This is a genomic window from uncultured Microbacterium sp. (genome assembly GCF_964244775.1).
Taxonomy (GTDB): Bacteria; Actinomycetota; Actinomycetes; order Actinomycetales; family Microbacteriaceae; genus Microbacterium.
This window is the reverse complement of the sequence record NZ_CAXTJR010000002.1, coordinates 1-19,838: the sequence shown is the minus strand read 5'-3', so window position 1 is coordinate 19,838 and position 19,838 is coordinate 1. Positions and strand designations below refer to the sequence as shown.

Genomic DNA, 19,838 nt, shown 5'->3' with positions numbered 1-19,838 from the left:
TCGCAGCAGCGAGTGACTGAGATCCGGGACACCGTCGTCCCCGCCCGCTCACGGGTAGCGGTCTCTGCGGCGTACGCCGCGCAAGGTCTCGGCTACGCCGTGATCGTCACGACGCTGCCCTCGTTCAAAGCCCACCAGCAGATCGACGACACCGCGGTCGCGCTGATCATCCTGCTGGTGTGCGCGGCCGCGGCGGTCGGCTCCGTCGTCGCCGACCTGATCGCCAAACGCGCCGGCAGCCGGATATCGCTCGTCGTCGGCCTGCTGCTGGAAGTCGTCGGCGTCGCGATCGTCTGGATGGATCTCCCGCTCTGGGCGTTCGTGACGGGCTTCGCGATCTACGGCATCGGCCTGGGTGGCGTCGACGCCGCCGGCGCGATGCAGGGCGTGCTCGTCCAGCGCAGGTACGGCCGCGACCTGATGGGCGGCTTCTTCGCGTCGTACACGGCGGCGGCCATCGTCGGGGCTCTCGCCGTCGCCGGCTCCGCCGCCGTCGGTGCCGCGCCGTCCGCGCAGCTCGCCCTGGCCGTCGTCATCGCGCTGGGTGTCGCGGTCTGGGGCCTGTTCGCCTTCGACCGGACCCACGCCGCCGCCGCCCCGGGCGCGGCGGCCAAGACCCCGCTCCCCCGCCGCGGCATCTGGCTGTTCGGCTTCGTTATCCTGGCGGCGTTCACGCTGGATTCGGGCGTGAGCACGTGGAGCACGGTCTACCTGCAGGACGATCTGGCCGCCGTCGCCGCGATCGCCCCACTCGGGTACGCCGCGTACCAGCTAGCGATCCTGCTCACCCGCCTCGCGACCGATCGGGTCGTCGACCGATGGGGCCCCCGGCCCGTGGTGCTGTGCGCGACGATCGTGTCGATCATCGGGCTGGTGGCCGTCGCCGTGCTGCCGTTCATCGCCGCCGCCATCGTCGGCTTCGCCCTGGCCGGCGTCGCGGTCGGAGCCCTCGTGCCGATCTCGTTCACCTCGGCCGGAGCGCTGGCCCCGCTCCGCAGCGACGAGATCATCGCCCGGGTCAACCTGTTCAACTACGTCGGCGCGGTGCTCGGTGCGGTCGTGATCGGGCTCCTCGCCGATGGTCCGGGGCTCGGCCTCGGCTTCCTCGTGCCGGCGCTGCTGCTGGTTCCCGTCCTGTTCGTGGCCCGGCGCTTCCGCGCCGCGGCGCGTGCGGATGATCGTGCGACGGCGGATGCAGCATCCCGCGATCGCTAATCTGAAGGCGTGAGCGACGAGACGGCGGGGCTCGACAAGCCCGACCCCCGCACTGCGGCAGACGCCGCCGCCCGCGAGGAGGAGACCCTCCGTCAGCGGTGGGAAGCGACCCAGGACTCGCTGCGCGTGCGGTTCGACGAGCCGATCCAGGCGGCGACGAAGCTCACCAGGGCGACGATGGCGTGGTTCCCGGTCAGGGTGTGGCGCCATTTCCTGCAGAACAACGGATTCCTGATGGGCGCGGGCATCAGCTACCAGGCGCTGTTCGCGATCTTCGCCGCGATCTACGTCGCGTTCGCCGTCGTCGGACTCTGGCTCGGCGGCAACCCGCAGGCCGTCCAGGGCATGATCGACGTGATCAACAGCTACATCCCCAACCTGATCGCCGAGACCGGCGGCGTCATCACCCCGGAGCAGGTGGAGGCGATCGCGTCGCAGACCTCCAGCGTGCTGAGCATCACGGGCCTGATCGCACTCGGCACCGTCATCTGGACCGCGATCGGCTGGGTCACCTACTCGCGTCGCGGGGTGCGGGAGCTGTTCGGCATCCCGCCCGATCGACGCAGCTACGTCCTCCTGAAGGCCCGCGACCTCGTGGCCGCCATGATCTTCGGTGTGGCCCTCGTGGTCGGTGCGGCGCTGAGCTCGATCAGCGCGTGGGCTCTCGCGTGGGTGCTGTCGCTGTTCGGCATCGACACCGGATCGGGGGTGCTCAATTCCAGCATCCGGATCGGCTCGATCCTCGTGTCGTTCGCCCTCAACGCCGCCGCGCTCGCGGCGATGTTCCGCTTCCTCACCGGCACCCAGCTGCGCTGGCGCATCATCTGGCCCGGAGCGCTGCTGGGCGGCGGTGCGCTGACCATCGTCCAGTTCGGTGCGGGGCTGCTCCTGAGCTACACGCCTTCGAACCCCCTGCTGGCGACCTTCGCGATCTTCGTCGGACTGCTGCTGTGGTTCAAGGTCAACGGCATCGTCATGCTCGTCGCCGCGGCCTGGGTCGCCGTGGACTCGCACGACAAGGACATGCCGATCCTCGCCCAGACCGAGGCGGAGCGCCTCGCGGCCGAGCACGCGGCGCTGCTGCTCGCCGCGCAGGTGCGGCTGCGGACAGCGCTCGAAGCGCGCGAGGCCGCGTCGTGGTTGCACGCGTGGGCGGCCGACCGAGCGGTGCGCGAAGCCGAGACCGAGCTGGCCAGGGTCGAGGCGGCGACTCCGCCGCCGCCGTCCTCGAGGGGTTCGGGCCGGGTGCGCGTCGGGCGGTCCGCCTGACGGGGGGTCTGACGGTCGGCGCGTCGGCAGCCCTCGGTAGGCTGAGCCGGTGCCCCCACGCGTCCGTATCGCCACCGTCAACGTCAATGGAATCCGCGCCGCAGCCCGCAACGGCATGCACGACTGGCTCGAGTCGGCCGACGTCGACATCCTGACCCTCCAAGAGGTCCGCGCCACGGCAGCCGACCTCGCCACGGCGCTGCCCGGCTGGCAGATCGTGAACGACGAGGCCATCGCGAAGGGCCGCGCGGGGGTGGCGATCGCCGCACGCACGCCGCTGGAGGTCTGGCGCGTCGAGCTCGCCGGTGAGTCCCTCGAATCGAAGGGCCGCTGGATCGAGGCCGACATCGCGATCGGCGGCGAGACCCTGACCGTCGTGAGCGCCTACGTCTTCACCGGCGAGGACGGCACCCCCAAACAGGATGCGAAGTACGCGTTCCTCGATGCGATGGGCGAGCGCATGCCGCAGCTCGCCGCCGACGGCGGTCTCGCGCTCATCACCGGAGACCTGAACGTCGGGCACCGCGAGCTCGACATCCGCAACTGGAAGGGCAACGTCAAGAAGGCCGGCTTCCTGCCTCGGGAGCGGGCTTACTTCGACCGGTTCCTGGGAGCGGCCGGTACGACCGTCACGGGAGTCGACGGGTCGGTCGGCCCCGGCCTCGGCTGGGTGGATGTCGGACGCCGCTTCCACGGCCAGGTCGACGGTCCGTACACCTGGTGGTCGAGCAGGGGCAAGGCGTTCGACAACGACACCGGCTGGCGCATCGACTACCACCTCGCCACCCCCGCACTGGCCGACCGGGTCATCGACTACCGGATCGCCCGCGCCGCGTCGTGGGACACCCGGTGGAGCGATCACGCGCCGGTCATCGTGGATTACACGATCGGCAGCTGAAGGCCGGCTTTCGTTCGCCGGGCCGGCGGGCACGGCGGGGCGCAGCATCCGTCGCCCTAAGCTGGAGCAGTGAACAAACCGCGCCTCTACTCCGGCATGCAGCCCTCCGCCGACTCGCTCCAGATCGGCAACTACATCGGGGCTCTCATGCAGTGGCGCGACCTGCAGGACTCGTACGACGCATTCTTCTCGGTGGTCGATCTGCACGCCCTCACCCAGCCGAACGACCCGTCGGAGCTCCGTGAGAAGACCCGCCGGACGGCCGCGCAGTACATCGCCGCCGGCATCGAACCGTCGCGCTCGACGCTGTACGTGCAGTCGCACGTGCCCGCGCACTCCGAGCTGGCCTGGATCCTCTCCACGATCACCGGGTTCGGCGAAGCCGGGCGCATGACGCAGTTCAAGGACAAGTCGGCCCGGTACGGCGCCGATGCGACGAACGTCGGACTCTTCACGTATCCGGTGCTGATGGCATCCGACATCCTGCTCTATCAGACCGACATCGTGCCCGTCGGCGAAGACCAGAAGCAGCACATCGAGCTCACGCGCGACCTCGCCGAGCGGTTCAACAGCCGGTACGGCGAGGCGTTCACCGTGCCGATGCCGGTGATCCAGCGCGAGACCGCGCGCATCTACGACCTGCAGAACCCGACGGCGAAGATGTCGAAGTCGGCCGAGTCGGACGCGGGCGTGCTGTGGATGCTCGAAGACCCGGCGGTCACCCAGAAGAAGATCATGCGCGCCGTCACCGACAGCGAGGGCGTCGTGCGCTTCGACCGCGAGACCAAGCCCGGGGTGTCGAACCTCCTCGTGATCTATGCGGCACTAAGCGGCCAGCAGATCGCGTCGATCGAGAACGAGTACGCCGGGCGCGGGTACGGCGACTTCAAGAAGGGTCTCGCCGAGGTCGTGGTCTCGGAGTTCGAGCCGGTGCGCGCCCGCGCGCTGGAACTGCTCTCCGACCCCGCTGAGCTCGACCGCGTGCTCGCGCAGAACGCCGGCCGCGCCGCCGAGGTCGCCGACCGCACCCTCTCGGACGTATACGACAAGATCGGCCTGCTCCGCCGGGTGTAGCCCGCGGCCCGCGGCCCGCTCGCCTCGCGTGCCATATCTCCGCCTCGATTCGTCGGGTGGTGCGTTGCCCAGTCTTGGCGCGGAGCGCCCGCCGTCTCGTGCTGGTCGAGGCGGAGTTATGGCACGACCCGTTCGCGGACCGGCGAGAACCGGCGCGCTCAGCTGCTCTGCGTGCGATGCGTGCGCGCGAGCGCGCGCAGCGCGATGAACACCTCATCCGGCTGATACATGATCTGTGCGGCAGTGAATCGGATCGTCGCGAAACCGAGAGACGCCAGTGCCAGATCTCGCTCACGATCCTTGACCTGCTGCTCCCACGTGGCGTGGAACTGCTTGCTATCGCACTCGACGACGAGCCAGCCATCCACAACGTGGTCAACGCGACCGATACCGTCGAACTCCACCTGTGGTTCCACGGTGCAGCCGAGCGTGCGGAGCATCAGTCTCACCAGAGTCTCCGGCCCCGATTCGGCTCGAGCATCGATCAGCTGCTCGAGGATGCGATATCGAGCAGGCAGTGCGGCGAACATCTCGCGCACGTCGAGAAGGCTGACGAGCTTCTTGTTCAGCGCACTGTCGATGGTGGCGATCGAATGCCGCGCCGACTGGCAGAGCACCGACTGTGCCAGCGCATCCAGGATGCTGACGCACGTCGGAGTGGCGTCGTCGGGCCGGACCAGCGGCATCCAATGCACACGGAACTCCCGCGAGCGGCGCGGGGGAAGCGGCGCAGGCGGGGACGCGGCCGATCGCAGCCGACTGGACCCCCGCTCGACATGCGTGTGAAGACGTCGGTTGTCGAACACGAAGACGCCGAGAAGTTGCAGCAACGACAGGCAGGCAAGCCGACCGCCCACGCGTACAGCCGACTGCACCTGCTCCGGAGCGGTCGAGGCGAGATATCGATCACGGCGCACACGGACCAGTCGGCCGGCCCGGAGGGCACTCGCGATGCCGCGACGTGTGACGCCGTGAGCGAGAAGCTCGGCCCGGGTGAGAAATTCGAGATCACCGACCATGGACCCAGGCTGGTGCGCCGGCAGGAGCGCCGCGGGGGTCGCGGGAAGAAGTGGGGATGGGTCTTGTCGGAACGACGAGGGGGAGGAACGGGTTGCTGCATCTCCGGCGCGGTGCCCCCTCTTCAGCGCCGAAATGTCGAGGGTGCGGATGCCGGACGTGTCACAACTCCGCCTGACAATTCGCCCTGCCCTGACCGCGACGCGGAATTCACGAATCCGGCTCGCTGCCCCGGGTCGGCGAGGAGGAGTTGTGGCACGCGGGCCGGCGGGACGCCGGGCTAGGGTGGGCCGGATGGAGCCCGTCACGCTGCGCACCGCGCGCCTGGAGCTGTCGATCCCGACCGAAGCCGACATCGACGCGATCTTCGAGGCGTGTCAGGATGCCGGCATCCAGCGCTACACGACGGTCCCGTCGCCGTACGAACGGCGTCACGCCGAGGAGTTCATCCCGATCGCAGCGGCGCACTGGGCGGACGACGTCGAGCAGACCTGGGCCGTGCGCGAGGGCGACACGGTGGCCGGAATGGTCGGCCTCTACCGGATGGGCAAGGGCGCGGCCGAGCTCGGCTACTGGATGTCGCCCGCATCGCGCGGACGAGGGCTCCTCACCGAGGCCGCGCAGGCGGTCGTCGATTGGGCGTTCGCCGATGAGGGCCTCGCCCTCGTGCGGATCGAATGGCGTGCCGTCGTCGGCAACATCCCGTCCGCACGGGTGGGGCGCGCGCTGGGATTCCGCTACGAAGGCCTCCTCCGTCAGGCGCTGCTCAGCCCGACCGGGCGCGACGACGGCTGGGTCGCCGGCCTCCTGCGCGACGATGACCGCACGCCCCAGCCGTGGCCGGTCCTGCCGGACTGACCCGCCCGCAGCAGGGATAGGGTGGGCGCATGCCGGAGATGCCCGAGGTTCAGGGCCTGGTCGACTTCCTGCGCGGACGGCTGACCGGGGTCGAGATCACGCGCGTCACGGTGGCCGCCATCGCGGCCCTCAAGACTTACGATCCGCCGGTGCAGGCGCTCCACGGCGCGGTCGTCACCGGCCTCGAGCGCCACGGCAAGTTCATCGACATCTCCACGGCCCCCACCACGGAAGGGTCGGATGCTGCTCCCCACTTGATCTTCCACCTCGCCAAGGCGGGCTGGCTGCGCTGGTACGACCAGGTCTCCACGACGCTCATCCGGCCGGGCAAGACGCCCATCGCGCTGCGCGTGGCGTTCGGTGATGGTGCAGGATTCGACCTGACCGAGGCCGGCACGAAGAAGTCGCTCGCCGTGTACGTGGTGCGCGATCCGGCCGACGTGCCGGGCATCGCCCGGCTCGGGCCCGATCCGCTGGGGGCGGGGTTCGACCGCGACACCCTCGCGGGGCTCCTGGCCGGCCGACGCACGCAGATCAAGGGAGTGCTGCGCGACCAATCCGTCATCGCAGGCGTCGGCAACGCGTACTCAGACGAGATCCTGCACGTCGCGAAGACGTCGCCGTACGCGCTGGCCGCGACGCTCAGCGACGAAGAGATCGACCGCCTGTACGCGGCGATGATCGACACACTGACGGATGCTGTGGCGGAGGCATCCGGCAAGCCACCGGCGGACCTGAAGGACGCGAAGCGCCGAGGGATGCGGGTGCACGGCCGCCGCGGAGAGATCTGCCCTGTGTGCGGCGACACCGTGCGCAGCGTGTTCTTCGCCGACAACAGCCTCGAATACTGCCCGACCTGCCAGACCGGTGGGAAAATCCTCGCCGACCGGCGGCTGAGCCGGCTGCTGAAGTAGCGAGCGTTTCGCCCTACGAAAGGGCGGTGACGTCGTCGTCGACCCAGTCGAGCGACTTCGTCACGGCTTTGCGCCAGAGCCGCACGCGGCGGTCGGCCTCGTCCCGAGGCATCCGCGGCTCCCATCGCGCGCCCTCGCGCCACTGCGCGCGCAACGCGTCGCGATCGCGCCACACTCCGGTCGCCAGGCCCGCAGCGTACGCCGCCCCGAGCGCCGTCGTCTCGATCACGGCGGGGCGCACCACGGGGATGCCGAGGATGTCGGCCTGGAACTGCATCATCAGCTCATCGCGCGATCCGCCGCCGTCGACCCGCAGCTCGGCGAGGTCGGAACCGGTGTCGGCCACGATCGCGTCGATGACATCGCGCGACTGGAAGGCCGCCGCCTCGATCGCGGCGCGCGCAATGTGGGCCTTGTTGACGTAGCGGGTGAGGCCAACGAGCGCGCCGCGGGCGTCGGGGCGCCAGTAGGGCGCGAACAGTCCGGAGAACGCCGGAACGAAATAGGCCCCGCCGCTGTCATCGACGGTGGAGGCGAGGCGGGCCACCTCGGCGGCCGAGCTGATGATGCCGAGGTTATCGCGCAGCCACTGCACGAGCGATCCGGTGACGGCGATCGAGCCCTCGAGCGCGAATCGCGCGGGCTCGTCGCCGCAGCGGTAGGCGACCGTCGTCACCAGCCCGTGCTGCGAGCGCACGATCTCGGTGCCGGTGTTCACGAGTAGGAAGTTCCCGGTGCCGTACGTGTTCTTGGACTGCCCTTGATCGAAGGCGGCCTGCCCGAAGGTCGCCGCCTGCTGATCGCCCAGGATGCCGGCGATCGGGATGCCGCGGGCCGCGGGCGGCTCGTGGACCTCTGCGACGACACCTGACGACGAGACGATCTCGGGCAGCATGCTCCGCGGAATGCCGAAGACCGCGAGGAGTTCGTCCGACCAGTCGAGGGTGGCGAGGTCCATGAGCAGCGTCCGGCTCGCGTTCGTGACGTCTGTGACGTGGATTCCGCCGCGGGTGTCGCCGGTGAGGTTCCAGATCACCCACGTGTCGGGGGTGCCGAACAGCAGATGGCCGGCCTCGGCATCCTTCCGCGCGCCGCGCACGTTCTCGAGCACCCAGGCGATCTTCGACGCGGAGAAGTAGGTCGCCAGCGGCAGCCCGGTCGTGTCGGCGAAGCGGTCGGTGCCGCCGTCGGCGGCGAGGTCGTCGATATGCCGCTGCGTACGGGTGTCCTGCCAGACGATCGCGTTGCAGACGGGTCGTCCGGTGCGGCGGTCCCACACGATGACGGTCTCGCGCTGATTCGTGATGCCCAGGCCCGCGATGTCGGCGGGCCCGAGCCCCGCTTCGTCGAGCGCGGTGGCGAGCACCCACTGAGAGTTCGTCCAGATCTCGATGGGGTCGTGCTCGACCCACCCGGCACGCGGGAAGATCTGCTCGTGCTCACGCTGCGCGGTGGCCACGATCCCGCCCTCGGCGTCGAACACGATCGCGCGCGTCGAGGTCGTCCCCTGGTCGAGCGCCAGCACATGATCGGCCACGTCGTGTCTCCTTCGCGTCGTGCGGCTGGGCCCCTCGAGTCGTTCGGGAGGCGGCCCGGTCAGGCTATCGCGCGTCGACGAAACCGTCGGCCGCGTCCGACGACGCGTCATCCGTGGTGGCCGTGGGTGCCGTGGTCGTGAGGCCAGCCCAGCTCGGATCGGCGGCGTGCACCTTCTCCAGGGCGCGCCGCACCTCCCGGTCGCGCTCCTCAGGGTCCCACCCGAGCAGCGGCGCGATCGCCTCGGCGATCTCGGCGGCGACCTCGGCGGACGCGTGCCCGATGAACGCGAGGGGCGTGCGGCGCTGCAGGACATCGTCGATGTGCACGACGGCTTCGGTGCGCGCGACGTGCCGGAGCTCGCCGGTGCTGTAGGACGGGAGACTCGCCAGGGGGCGGTCGTCGGGGTCGGAGTCGATCGCCCGGATGACGTCTGCCGCCACCGTGCCGTAGCGCTCGAGCAGGGTCGCTACCCGGGGCAGGCCCAGCCCCGTGTCGTGCGCGCCGATCCACTGGCGTCGCGCCCGCTCGGTCGTGGGGAAGCCGGCGCCTCCGCCGATCGGCAGCCCTTTCGTCGAGCGACGGCGGGGCTGTGCCAGCAGCGCGAGTGCGCGGTCGGCGAGGTGCTCGGCCGACGCGCGGAACGTGGTCCACTTGCCGCCGACGAGGCTCAGGACGGTCGTGTGCGATGGGCCGCCCAGCTCCTCGGCGTCGATGCGGTAGTCGCGCGAGACGAACCCGGGGGCGAGATCCCCGTGACCGGGCAGCGGCCGCACACCGGCGAACCGATAGACGATCTGTGCCCGGCTCACCGCGATCTCGGGCAGCACCTGCCCGATCAGATCGATGAAGTAGTCGACCTCGGCCTCGGTGCACACGGCGGGTTCGGCCATGTCGTGCTCGAGATCCGACGTGCCCACCAGCACCCGCCCGTTGAGCGGGTAGATGAGCACGATCCGGCCGTCCTTGTGCTCGAAGAACAGCTCGCGCCCGCCCGTGGCGGCCAGCAGATCGGGGTTGTCGAGCACGATGTGCGCGCCCTTCGTGCCGCCCATGCGCACCGTCGGGTCGCCCAGCGCCGCGTTGGTGAGGTCGGTCCACGGTCCGCTCGCGTTGATGACGACGGATGCGGTGAACGGCACTTCTTCGCCGGTCTCGGCGTCGCGCAGCACGATGCGACCGTCCCGGGAGGCGACCGCCGCGGTGTAGTTCGCGGCGCGGGCGCGATCAGACGGCGAAGCCTGGGCCGGATCGGCGGCGCCGGCCACAGCATCCCGGAGCACATCGATCGCGAGCCGCTCGGGATCGCGGAGCGAGGCATCCCAATACGTGGCGGTGTAACGGATCTTCGGATCGAGGTCCGGCAGCTGCTCGAGCGAGCGCCGCCGACCGTGGAAGGAGTGGCGGCCGACGCGATCGCCCGTGGCGAAGAGGCCGCCGCGCGAGAACGAGTCGTAGATGACGAGGCCGATCTTGATGAGGGCGGCGCCGCGTTCGCGACGCGCGCCGCCGCCGTGGCGGAGGAAGCGCAGGGGGGCCGTGAGCACCCCGCTGAAGGTGGAGTAGACGGGGATCGTCGTCTGGAGCGGACGCACGTAGTGCGGGGCGATCTGCAGCAGGCCGTTGCGCTCGGTCACCGCCTCGTGCACGAGACGGAACTCGCCGTTCTCTAGATAGCGGATGCCGCCGTGGATCATGTGCGACGATGCCGCCGATGCCCCGCTGACGAAGTCGGAGCGCTCCACGAGCGCCACATCCACGCCCTGCAGGGCGAGATCGCGGAAAGTCGCGAGGCCGTTGATGCCTCCGCCGATGATCAGCACGTCGGCGTACGGTCGCTCCGCCAAGCTGCGGAAAGTGTGCCGCGCGAAAGACGCGCTTCGTTGATCAACCATTGCTCCCCCTCAACCCCTCCAGGCTACGCGGCGGTGGCGGCGTGCGACGCCATCTGCCGGGGGTTCATCCGTCGTCGTGGAATGAATCCCCACAGCGCGCGTTGACTAGACTCAGAGCAATACAGTGCTCCGGGGTCGGTGAGAATCCGAACCGGCGGTGATAGTCCGCGAGCCGAGGCGCGCATCCGATTCCGGATGCTGCCGAGGCTGATCCGGTGAAAATCCGGAACCGACGGTGATGCGAGGGACAGCCCTCGTCAGTCCGGATGGGAGGCAGCACGAGACGGCGTGACGCGCGCCGCCGCCTGCCGCAACCTCGAGTTCGACCAGAGGCAGACGGATGACGACGCAGGACGCGGAACGCGCGGCGATGGATCGCGCGCTCATCATCGCGCGAAACGGCCCTCGCGGGGTGAACCCCCAAGTGGGCGCCGTGATCCTCTCGCCGTCCGGTGACGTGCTGGCCGAGGGCTGGCACCGCGGCGCCGGAACCAACCACGCCGAGGTCGACGCGCTCTCGAAGCTGCCCGCCGGCGGGGCGCGCGGCGCGACCGCCGTCGTCACACTCGAGCCGTGCAATCACCGCGGGCGCACCGGCCCGTGCTCGGAGGCCCTGATCGCCGCGGGCGTCGCCCGGGTCGTGTACGCGGTCGATGACCCGAACCCGGCTGCCGGCGGCGGCGCCGAGCGCCTCGCCGAAGCCGGCGTAGAGGTCGTCGCCGGCGTCGAACGCGCTGCCGGCGAGGAACTGCTCGCCTCGTGGTCCGAGACGACACGCTTGGGTCGCCCGCACGTCACCGTCAAGTGGGCGCAGAGCCTGGACGGGCGGGCCGCGGCCGCCGACGGCACGAGCCGGTGGATCACCGGACCGGATGCTCGGGCCGATGTGCACCGTCGGCGCGCCGCCGCAGACGCGATCGTGGTGGGCACGGGCACCGTGCTCGCCGACGACCCATCGCTGACCGCCCGGGACGAGCGCGGCGCGCTGCGCGACACCCAGCCGCAGCCCGTCGTGATAGGCCGGTCGGAGACGCCTGCGGATGCCGCGATCCGCCGCCACCCCAAGCCTCCCCTGTTCTACGCCGACCACGATCTGGCGGGGGTCCTCGCCGACCTGCGCGAGCGGGGCATCCAGCGCGTGTTCGTCGAGGGCGGCCCGACGCTCGCGAGCGCCTTCCTGCGCGCCGGCCTCGTCGACGAGGTGCTCGCCTACGTCGCCCCCGTGCTGCTCGGCGGCGAGCGTCTGGCCGTCACCGACATCGGAGTGACGACGATCGGCGCCGCGCAGCGTCTGGACGTGGCATCCGTCCAGACCCTCGGCGACGACCTGCTGATCACGCTGCTGACCCGTGGCGCGCCGATATCCGCATCGACATCAACCGGGCGGGCAGCGCTCGATCCCCCGCTCGTCGATCACAAAGGAGCCCGCTGATGTTCACCGGAATCATCGAAGAGATCGGCGCGATCACCGCCGTCGAGGCGTCCGGCGACGGCGTGCGCGTGACGGTCCGATCGCCGAAGACCGTGTCGGATGCCGCGCACGGCGACTCGATCGCGGTCAGCGGCGTGTGCCTGACGGTCGTCGGCCGCGGGGACGACTGGTTCACCGCCGACGTCATGCGCCAGACCCTCGACATGTCGACGCTGGCCGGTATCGATGCCGGGCGCCCGGTGAACCTCGAGCGGGCGACGCCCGCGAATGGCCGCCTGGGCGGCCACATCGTGCAGGGCCACATCGACGGCACCGGCGAGATCCTCGAGGTGCGCCCCGGCGATCAGTGGCGGGTCATCCGCATCGCCCTCCCCGACCACCTCGCGCCGCTCGTCGTCGACAAGGGCTCGGTCGCGATCGACGGTGTGTCGCTGACGGTGAGTGCGGCAAGCCCCGCCCCTTCGGCAGGCTCGGCGGCCGAAGGCGGGCAGTGGTTCGAGGTCTCGCTCATCCCCGAGACCCTCGTCGCCACGACCCTCGGCGACCGCCGGCCCGGCGACCGCGTCAACCTCGAGACCGACATCCTCGCCCGGCACGTGCAGCGCCTGCTGGCCTTCGCCCCGAGCGCCACGAACCCGAACGGAGCGGCATCCGCCGCTCAGCTGGAAGGAGGCTCGCGATGAGCCTTGCCACCATCCCCGAGGCCCTCGACGCGCTCCGCGCCGGCCGGCCGGTCATCGTCGCGGACGATGAGAACCGCGAGAACGAAGGCGACGTCATCCTGTCGGCGCAACTGGCGACGCCGGAATGGATCGCCTGGACCGTGCGCTGGTCGAGCGGCTTCATCTGCGCGCCGATGCCCGCCGACTGGGCCGACCGGCTCGATCTTCCGCCGATGGTCGCCCTGAACGAAGACGCGCGCGGCACCGCGTACACCGTGAGCGTCGACGCGGCCGATCGCAGGAACTCGACCGGCATCAGCGCGAACGACCGCGCGCACACCCTGAACGTGCTGGCCGACCCTGCGTCCACCCCCGGCAGCGTCATCCGCCCTGGCCACATCCTGCCGCTGCGGGCAGTGGACGGCGGGGTGCGGGAGCGCGGCGGCCACACCGAGGCCGCGGTCGAGCTCATGAAGCTCGCGGGGCTCGCGCCGGTCGGCGCGATCGCCGAGGTGGTCGCCGAGGACGGCGGCATGATGCGGCTGCCCGGGCTCATCGAGCTCGGCGAGCGCGACGGCGTCCTGGTCATCACGATCGAGCAGCTCATCGCCCACCTGGGCGAGGTCGATCCGATCGATTCGACCACCACCGCCGTGCACAAGCGCCGCGTGAGCCTGCGTGCCGAGGCCCACGTGCCCACCGCGCACGGAGATTTCCGCTTCCTCGCCTACAAAGACCGCGTGACGGGCACCGACCACCTCGCGGTGATCTCCGGCGATCTCACCGACGACGCACCGCTCGTGCGCGTGCACTCGGAGTGCCTGACCGGTGAGGCGTTCGACTCGCTCAAATGCGAGTGCGGGCCGCAATTGGATGCTGCGCTCGACGCCATCTCGACCCAGGGCGGCGTCGTGATCTACATGCGCGGCCACGAGGGTCGCGGCATCGGGCTCATCAACAAGCTGCGCGCCTACAGCCTGCAGGAGCGCGGGCTCGACACGGTCGACGCGAACCTCGCCCTCGGGCTGCCGGCGGATGCCCGCGACTACGCCGCCGCAGCCGGCATCCTCGCCGATCTCGGTGTCGAGAAGGTGCGCCTGCTCACGAACAACACAGACAAGGTGCGCCAGCTGCGCGAGCTCGGGCTGGAGATCAGCGAGCAGGTGCCGCTGCTCGTGGGCGTGGGTCCGAACAACCACCAGTACCTCTCGACCAAGCGCGATCGGATGGGGCACATCATCGCCGAAGCCGACCTCGAGGACGCCATCGCCCAGATGCACGATGCCGGTACCGCGGCGCAGGGAGCCGGAGCATGAGCGGCAAAGGCGCACCCATCGTCGGCGGTACGGACGCCTCGGGATTGAATATCGTGGTGATCGCCGGCACCTGGCACGAGGTCATCTCCGAGGGCCTGATCGCCGGCGCCGCGCGCGCTCTGGACGCCGCGGGCGCCGACTGGCGCCTCGTGCGGGTGCCGGGCTCGTTCGAGCTTCCGGTCGCGGCCAAAGCTGCGCTGGATGCGGGTGCCGACGCCGTGGTCGCGCTCGGCGTCATCATCCGCGGCGGGACCCCGCACTTCGAGTACGTCTCGGCCGCGGCCACCGATGGGCTGACCCGCGTCGCGCTCGACACGGGCAAGCCGGTCGGCTTCGGTCTGCTGACCCTCGACGACGAGCGGCAGGGCCTTGACCGCGCAGGTCTCGAAGGATCGAAAGAGGACAAGGGCGCGGAAGCTGCGGATGCCGCGATCCGCACCGCCCTCGTGCTCCGCGCGCTGCGCGCCTGACCGGGGCGGTGCCGTCAGTCCAGGAACAGCGCCCTCAGCCGCTTCGTCGTGAAGACCAGCCCGACGGCGATCATCGCCACGAAGTATGCGACGTGGATGTACATCGCCGGCGAGAGCGCTCCGGTCGTCAGGCCCCGGATCAACTCGACGCCGTGCCAGAGCGGGAGGGCCTGCACGATCCATTGCACCCACTCGGGGTAGATCGTGATGGGGTAGAACGTCGCCGAGAAGAGGAACATCGGCAGCATGATGAGGTTGATCCAGTCCATCTGCTGGAACGCCTTCATGTAGCTCGTGATCGCCATGCCGAGGCTCGCGAAGCCGAACGCGATCAGCACGACGGCGGGGAGTGCGAGGATCGCCGTCCACGCGAGGTTCAGGCCGAAGGCCTGCATGATGACCATGAACCCGCACGCGTACAGCAGACCGCGCAGGAGCGCGTACACGATCTCGCCCAGGGCGACGTCGAGCGGGCCGAGCGAGGTTGCCAGCATCCCCTCGTAGAGCTTTCCGTAGTTGAGCTTGAAGAAGACGTTCCAGGTCGAGTCGTACACGGCGCCGTTCATCGCCGAGACGGCCAGGAGCGCGGGGGCGATGTACTGCGCGTACGTCACCGTCACGCCGGTCGTGGTCTGCACGTCTCCGATGAGCGCGCCCAGCCCGATCCCCATCGATGCCAGGTACAGCACGGGCTCGAAGAAGCCCGACAACACCACGACCCAGCTGCTGCTGCGCGCCGCGATGAGTCCGCGCTGCACGACCGCCCACGGATTGCCAGCCCACAGGGCGCGCACGCTGCCGCGCCGGACGACGGCATCCGGCGACGCGGTGGTGAGGGTGCTCATTCGGCGAGCCTCCGCTCGAAGACACGTCGCGCGACGAACCAGCCGCCGATCGTGAGCGCGAGCAGGTAGGCGAGATGCCCCGCGAACACGAGGGGTTCGACGGCGTGGCCGTAGGTCAGCGCTCTGCCGAGCTCTGAGGCGTGCCAGAGCGGCGAGATCCAGCCGATCCACTCGAGGTACGGCGGGAGCACCGACAGGGGATAGAACGTGCCGGAGAAGAGGAACATCGGCATGAAGATGAAGCGCTGCACGAGGGCGAACTGACCCTTGTCGTCGCGCAGCGACCCGGCGTATGCCATCAGCGGAATGCCGAACGAGAGACCGGCGAGCACCCCGACGAAGATCGACATCCACCCCGTCGCAGGGTCGGGCACCGCCTGGAAGATCCAGATGAACAAGTAGTACGCGACAGCGACGACGGCCATCCGCGCGGCGGCGCCGTTCGTCACGCCCGCGGCGATCTGAGTGGATGAGAGCGGCGAGGCGTTGAATCCGTAGAAGTAGCGGCGCCATTTGAAGCCCGACATCACCGGGTACGTGAACTCTTCGCTCGCGACAGCGATCGTCGCGGTCATCAGCAGCGCGGGCGCGACGAAGACGAGGTAGGGCACCTCCTCGCCGCCATCGACGATCGGCACCTGGATGAGCGCCGCGAGGCCGAGCGCCAGGCCCAGGAGGTACACGACCGGCTGACCGATCGCACCGACGACGATGGTCCAGCCGTACGCCCGCATGGCGCGCACCATGTGCTCGGTGACGTACCAGCCGCCGAAGACGCGCGGCTTGCGCCCCCACGCCATCGCCTCGGCGCTCAGGTCGTCGAGCGACGGCTGCGCGATGGTGGCGGATGCTGCAGCATCCGTCGTCCGTTCCGGTTCCTCCGGTCGAGGCACGAGCTCGCTCATTCGATCAGCGTTCGGCCGGTGAGGCGGAGGAACACGTCCTCGAGGCTCGAGCGGCGCACGAGCGACGTGAGGGGCTCGAGGCCCCGCCCGGTGACCCGCTCGAGCGCCTGCTCGCCATTGTCGGCGTAGATGAGCACGCGGTCGGGCAGCACCTCGATGCGATCGCCGATGCCCTCGAGGCTCGTGGCGACCTGCTGGTTGCGCTCCGAGCCGAAGCGCACTTCGAGCACCTCGCGACTGGAGTGCTCGCGGATGAGTGAGACCGGCGTGCCCTCGGCCATGATGCGACCTTTGTCGACGACCACCAGCCGATCGCACAGCTGCTCGGCCTCGTCCATGTAGTGCGTGGTGAGCACGAGCGTCGTGCCGCGCTCCTTCAGCCGGAACAGCCGGTCCCAGAGCACGTGGCGGGCCTGCGGGTCAAGCCCCGTCGTCGGCTCGTCCAGCAGCAGGATGCGCGGGTCGTTGATGAGGCCGCGGGCGATGGTGAGGCGTCGCTTCATGCCGCCCGAGAGCGCGTCGACCTTGCTCTTGGCCTTGTCTTCGAGCGCGGCGAACGCGAGCAGCTCATCGGCCTTCTCATGGCACACCTTGCTCGACAGGCCGAAGTAGCGGCCGTAGATGTACAGGTTCTCGCGGGCGTTCAGCTCGCCGTCGAGGTTGTCCTGCTGCGGCACGACGCCCAGGCGCGAGCGGATCTCGGGGCCGTACTGGTCGGGATCCAGACCCAGGATGCTGAGCCCGCCGCTCGTGCGAGTCGAGACCGCGCCGATCATCTTCATGGTGGTCGACTTGCCCGCGCCGTTGGGCCCGAGGAGCCCGAACGACTCCCCCGGCGCGACCTCGAAGCTCACGCCGTCGACGGCGACGAAGTCGGGCTTGCCCTTGACCTTGTAGGCCTTGACGAGGTTCTCGGCGGCGATGACGGCTGATGGCACCCGTCGAGCCTATTACCGGCCCCCGACGGTCGCCGCGGCCGGAGCGGCCTGAGCGGCCCGAGCGCCCTGAGCGCCAGTCAACCTGGATTGACAGCATCCGGATCTGTCAACTAGCGTTGACGACATGAGCAGCAACGACATCCGCACCCTGATCGGGGCCGCGGCCGAGGGCGAACCGATCGCCGAACTGCATCGGCTCGCCGCGGTGCGCCGTGAGATCGCTCGGGCGGAAGAAGTGCAGGTGCGCCGCGCCCGCGTGCAGGGGTACTCATGGCAGGCCATCGCCGCCGCGCTGGGCGTGACCCGGCAGGCCGCCCACAAGAAGTACGGTCGAAGGTAGGGCACGCCCGCCCACCCGCTTCGCCCGTCGAGGAACGCAAGGAACAGTCATGTCCACCAGTACCACCGTCCGCACCGGTAGCCCGCGCCGGGGGCGCGGAGGCAAGGAGCCCGCGGGTCCGCGCGCGACGTTCCGCCAGCTGCTGCCGTTCATCTTCGAGCACAAGCGCACCCTCGTCGTCGTCGCCGTGCTCAGCATCCTGGGCGCGATCGCCACGCTCGCGCAGCCCCTCCTCGTCGGGCAGCTCATCACGCGCGTGCAGGCGAACGAAGCACTCGGGATGCTGGTGTGGGCGCTCGTCGGCTTCGTCGTCGTCGCCGCCCTGATCTCGGGGTTCCAGCATTTCCTGCTGCAGCGCACCGGCACGGCGGTCGTCTACTCGAGCCGGCGCAAGCTCATCGCCCGCATCCTGCACCTCCCGATCAGCGAGTTCGACGCGCGCCGCACGGGCGACCTCGTCTCGCGCGTCGGCACCGACACGACTCTCCTGTACGCCGTGCTGACGCAAGGACTTGCCGACGCGATCGGCAACTCGCTCATCTTCCTCGGCGCCCTCATCGCGATGGCGATCATCGACCCTGTCCTGCTCGCCATCATCGTGCTTGTCATCGGCGTCTCGGTGGTCGGGGTCGTGCTCCTGAGCGGCCGCATCCGGGTCGCGTCGACCGAGCAGCAGGTCAAGGTCGGCGAACTCGCATCGGGCGTCGAGCGGGCGATCAGTTCGATCCGCACCGTCCGGGCGGCCGGCGCGACCGAGCGCGAGGTCGAAGGCGTCACCGAACGCGCGACCGAGGCCTACGCGGTCGGCGTGCGGATCGCGAAGGTCTCGGCGCTCGTCCTGCCCGTCGCGAGCATCGCACTGCAGGTGTCGCTGCTCGTCGTGCTGGGGGTGGGCGGATTCCGGGTCGCCTCCGGCGCGATCCCGATCGCGAGCCTCGTGACATTCATCATGTTCCTGTTCATGCTCATCGCGCCGCTCGGCTCGACGTTCGGGGCCATCACCTCGGTCAACCAGGCTCTTGGCGCCCTCGGCCGCATCCAGGAGGTGCTCGATCTTCCGGTCGAGACCGATCGCGATGCGGTCATCGCCCAGACCGTCGCGCCCGCACGGGATGCTGTCGATCACGCCGCGATCGAATTCGTCGACGTGCACTTCTCCTACCCCGAGAACGTCGTCGCGGCCCGCGCCGCGGCAGAGGCCGAAGCGGTCCGGGTGCTCGAGAACGCCCACGTCGATCCGGCGACGTCCTCGCTCACCGTCGTCTCCGACGAGGGCTCCGGCGAGGCCTCCGGCGAAATGCGTCCGTGCCCTGTGACGGCCGGGGTGCTGCAGGGCGTCTCGTTCCGGGTGCCGCGCGGCAGCCGAGTGGCGCTGGTCGGCCCCTCCGGCGCGGGGAAGAGCACGACCCTCTCGCTCATCGAGAGGTTCTACGACCCGACATCGGGCTCGATCCTCGTGGACGGCGTCGACATCCGGGCGCTGGAGCGCGACGCGCTGCGCGCGCGGTTCGGGTACGTCGAGCAGGATGCGCCGACGCTGGCCGGCACGATCGCCGACAATCTCCGGCTCGCCTCGCCCGAGGCATCCGATGCCGACTGCGAGCGCGTGCTGCGCGCGGTCAACCTCGGCGAAGTGCTCGAGCGCAGCCCTCTCGGCGTCGACGCCGAGGTCGGCGAGGGCGGCGTCATGCTCTCCGGAGGTGAGCGCCAGCGCCTCGCGATCGCCCGTGCGCTGCTCGCCGCGGCACCGATCCTGCTCCTGGACGAGTCGACGTCGTCGCTCGACGGGCTCAACGAGCAGCGGATGCGCGATGCGATCGACGCGGTCGCCGAGGGCCGCACCCTCATCGTGATCGCCCACCGTCTCTCAACCGTCGTCGACAGCGACCACATCGTCGTGCTCGACCACGGCAGGGTCGTGGGGCAGGGCACGCACTCAGAGCTCGTGGAGTCCACCCCGCTCTACCGGGATCTCGCGCGCCACCAGCTGCTGGTCTGACCCGGATTCGTCAGGCTTCGTTGTGGTGGCTGGAATGCCTATGGTTTCGAAATAATGCCACGCAATCGTTGACACAGTGCGCATCTATGTTCTAATATTAAGTCATGGCCGCAGGCGCCTTTGTTGAACCTTCCAACCCGCCGGGGTGGGGCGATGACGGCGCGTTCGCGGTGCCCGACGCGGTTGATCTTGTACTCGAATGCGGGGCGATGGAGGCCGTGTTCGCGGCGCAACGGCTAATCCGGGTGGCGGCGA

At 69.9% G+C, this 19,838-nt stretch carries 18 protein-coding genes; 12 read left to right on the top strand and 6 right to left on the bottom strand.

The window, feature by feature from the left end:
* Positions 1-12: 12 nt before the first annotated feature.
* The 4 genes from ACFE6Z_RS05360 (at position 13) to trpS (ending at position 4,456) form a co-directional block, all read left to right on the top strand.
* A complete protein-coding gene (locus tag ACFE6Z_RS05360; protein WP_375384682.1) occupies positions 13-1,215 on the top strand; it encodes an MFS transporter in 1,203 nt (400 codons plus the stop codon).
* 9 nt (positions 1,216-1,224) lie between these two features.
* Positions 1,225-2,484: a YihY/virulence factor BrkB family protein gene (locus ACFE6Z_RS05355; RefSeq protein WP_375384681.1), complete on the top strand. Its 1,260-nt coding sequence runs from the start codon at positions 1,225-1,227 to the stop codon at positions 2,482-2,484.
* Positions 2,485-2,533: 49 nt separating this feature from the next.
* Entirely contained in the window at positions 2,534-3,382 is an 849-nt protein-coding gene (locus tag ACFE6Z_RS05350; protein ID WP_375384680.1) for an exodeoxyribonuclease III, read from the top strand.
* 69 nt (positions 3,383-3,451) lie between these two features.
* A complete protein-coding gene (gene trpS, locus ACFE6Z_RS05345) occupies positions 3,452-4,456 on the top strand; it encodes a tryptophan--tRNA ligase (RefSeq protein WP_375384679.1) in 1,005 nt (334 codons plus the stop codon).
* Between the two features lie 158 nt (positions 4,457-4,614).
* Here the strand turns inward: trpS and ACFE6Z_RS05340 are convergent, their stop codons facing one another.
* A complete protein-coding gene (locus tag ACFE6Z_RS05340) occupies positions 4,615-5,475 on the bottom strand; it encodes a DUF559 domain-containing protein (protein WP_375384678.1) in 861 nt (286 codons plus the stop codon).
* A gap of 292 nt (positions 5,476-5,767) precedes the next feature.
* Between ACFE6Z_RS05340 and ACFE6Z_RS05335 the strand changes: the two genes are divergently transcribed.
* Entirely contained in the window at positions 5,768-6,331 is a 564-nt protein-coding gene (locus ACFE6Z_RS05335) for a GNAT family N-acetyltransferase (protein WP_375384677.1), read from the top strand.
* 29 nt (positions 6,332-6,360) lie between these two features.
* A complete protein-coding gene (locus ACFE6Z_RS05330; RefSeq protein ID WP_375384676.1) occupies positions 6,361-7,245 on the top strand; it encodes an Fpg/Nei family DNA glycosylase in 885 nt (294 codons plus the stop codon).
* A 13-nt stretch (positions 7,246-7,258) separates the two neighbouring features.
* Here ACFE6Z_RS05330 and glpK read toward each other — a convergent pair whose 3' ends face one another.
* Both glpK and ACFE6Z_RS05320 read right to left on the bottom strand, forming a co-directional pair.
* A complete protein-coding gene (glpK, locus tag ACFE6Z_RS05325; protein ID WP_375384675.1) occupies positions 7,259-8,782 on the bottom strand; it encodes a glycerol kinase GlpK in 1,524 nt (507 codons plus the stop codon).
* Between the two features lie 64 nt (positions 8,783-8,846).
* Positions 8,847-10,676: an FAD-dependent oxidoreductase gene (locus ACFE6Z_RS05320; RefSeq protein ID WP_375384674.1), complete on the bottom strand. Its 1,830-nt coding sequence runs from the start codon at positions 10,674-10,676 to the stop codon at positions 8,847-8,849.
* 340 nt (positions 10,677-11,016) lie between these two features.
* Between ACFE6Z_RS05320 and ribD the strand changes: the two genes are divergently transcribed.
* Genes ribD through ribH form a run of 4 tightly spaced genes read left to right on the top strand, consistent with a single transcriptional unit; the run spans position 11,017 to position 14,556 of the window.
* Complete coding sequence (ribD, locus tag ACFE6Z_RS05315) at positions 11,017-12,108, top strand: bifunctional diaminohydroxyphosphoribosylaminopyrimidine deaminase/5-amino-6-(5-phosphoribosylamino)uracil reductase RibD (RefSeq protein ID WP_375384673.1); 1,092 nt, start codon at positions 11,017-11,019, stop codon at positions 12,106-12,108.
* Positions 12,108-12,791: a riboflavin synthase gene (locus tag ACFE6Z_RS05310; protein WP_375384672.1), complete on the top strand. Its 684-nt coding sequence runs from the start codon at positions 12,108-12,110 to the stop codon at positions 12,789-12,791. The genes ribD and ACFE6Z_RS05310 overlap by 1 nt, the downstream gene beginning before the upstream one ends.
* Positions 12,788-14,086, top strand: a complete 1,299-nt coding sequence (gene ribA, locus ACFE6Z_RS05305; protein WP_375384671.1) for a GTP cyclohydrolase II — start codon at positions 12,788-12,790, stop codon at positions 14,084-14,086. The genes ACFE6Z_RS05310 and ribA overlap by 4 nt, the downstream gene beginning before the upstream one ends.
* Positions 14,083-14,556: a 6,7-dimethyl-8-ribityllumazine synthase gene (gene ribH / locus ACFE6Z_RS05300; RefSeq protein WP_375384670.1), complete on the top strand. Its 474-nt coding sequence runs from the start codon at positions 14,083-14,085 to the stop codon at positions 14,554-14,556. The genes ribA and ribH overlap by 4 nt, the downstream gene beginning before the upstream one ends.
* 14 nt (positions 14,557-14,570) lie before the next feature.
* Here ribH and ACFE6Z_RS05295 read toward each other — a convergent pair whose 3' ends face one another.
* The 3 genes from ACFE6Z_RS05295 to ACFE6Z_RS05285 are packed head-to-tail and all read right to left on the bottom strand — an operon-like array spanning position 14,571 to position 17,244.
* Positions 14,571-15,401 (bottom strand): ABC transporter permease, encoded by an 831-nt coding sequence (locus ACFE6Z_RS05295; RefSeq protein WP_375384669.1) that lies wholly within the window; start codon positions 15,399-15,401, stop codon positions 14,571-14,573.
* Positions 15,398-16,306, bottom strand: a complete 909-nt coding sequence (locus ACFE6Z_RS05290) for an ABC transporter permease (protein WP_375384668.1) — start codon at positions 16,304-16,306, stop codon at positions 15,398-15,400. The genes ACFE6Z_RS05295 and ACFE6Z_RS05290 overlap by 4 nt, the downstream gene beginning before the upstream one ends.
* Positions 16,303-17,244: an ABC transporter ATP-binding protein gene (locus tag ACFE6Z_RS05285; protein WP_375384667.1), complete on the bottom strand. Its 942-nt coding sequence runs from the start codon at positions 17,242-17,244 to the stop codon at positions 16,303-16,305. Before ACFE6Z_RS05285 ends, ACFE6Z_RS05290 begins: the two co-directional genes overlap by 4 nt.
* A 124-nt stretch (positions 17,245-17,368) precedes the next feature.
* Here ACFE6Z_RS05285 and ACFE6Z_RS05280 point away from each other — a divergent pair, with 124 nt between their 5' ends.
* Together ACFE6Z_RS05280 and ACFE6Z_RS05275 are read left to right on the top strand one after the other, a co-directional pair.
* Positions 17,369-17,584, top strand: coding sequence for an AsnC family protein (locus ACFE6Z_RS05280; RefSeq protein ID WP_375384666.1), 216 nt, complete (start codon positions 17,369-17,371; stop codon positions 17,582-17,584).
* Between the two features lie 49 nt (positions 17,585-17,633).
* Entirely contained in the window at positions 17,634-19,583 is a 1,950-nt protein-coding gene (locus tag ACFE6Z_RS05275) for an ABC transporter ATP-binding protein (RefSeq protein ID WP_375384665.1), read from the top strand.
* Positions 19,584-19,838: the final 255 nt, after the last annotated feature.

Bases quoted from the DNA above. Each gene is read 5' to 3' on its own strand.
- ribA (WP_375384671.1), top strand. From the start codon at position 12,788: ATGAGCCTTGCCACCATCCCCGAGGCCCTCGACGCGCTCCGCGCCGGC.
- ribD (WP_375384673.1), top strand. From the start codon at position 11,017: ATGACGACGCAGGACGCGGAACGCGCGGCGATGGATCGCGCGCTCATC.
- ACFE6Z_RS05320 (WP_375384674.1), bottom strand. From the start codon at position 10,676: ATGGTTGATCAACGAAGCGCGTCTTTCGCGCGGCACACTTTCCGCAGC.
- ACFE6Z_RS05275 (WP_375384665.1), top strand. From the start codon at position 17,634: ATGTCCACCAGTACCACCGTCCGCACCGGTAGCCCGCGCCGGGGGCGC.
- ACFE6Z_RS05290 (WP_375384668.1), bottom strand. From the start codon at position 16,306: ATGAGCGAGCTCGTGCCTCGACCGGAGGAACCGGAACGGACGACGGAT.
- ACFE6Z_RS05310 (WP_375384672.1), top strand. From the start codon at position 12,108: ATGTTCACCGGAATCATCGAAGAGATCGGCGCGATCACCGCCGTCGAG.
- ACFE6Z_RS05335 (WP_375384677.1), top strand. From the start codon at position 5,768: ATGGAGCCCGTCACGCTGCGCACCGCGCGCCTGGAGCTGTCGATCCCG.
- ribH (WP_375384670.1), top strand. From the start codon at position 14,083: ATGAGCGGCAAAGGCGCACCCATCGTCGGCGGTACGGACGCCTCGGGA.
- ACFE6Z_RS05280 (WP_375384666.1), top strand. From the start codon at position 17,369: ATGAGCAGCAACGACATCCGCACCCTGATCGGGGCCGCGGCCGAGGGC.
- ACFE6Z_RS05330 (WP_375384676.1), top strand. From the start codon at position 6,361: ATGCCGGAGATGCCCGAGGTTCAGGGCCTGGTCGACTTCCTGCGCGGA.
- ACFE6Z_RS05295 (WP_375384669.1), bottom strand. From the start codon at position 15,401: ATGAGCACCCTCACCACCGCGTCGCCGGATGCCGTCGTCCGGCGCGGC.
- ACFE6Z_RS05340 (WP_375384678.1), bottom strand. From the start codon at position 5,475: ATGGTCGGTGATCTCGAATTTCTCACCCGGGCCGAGCTTCTCGCTCAC.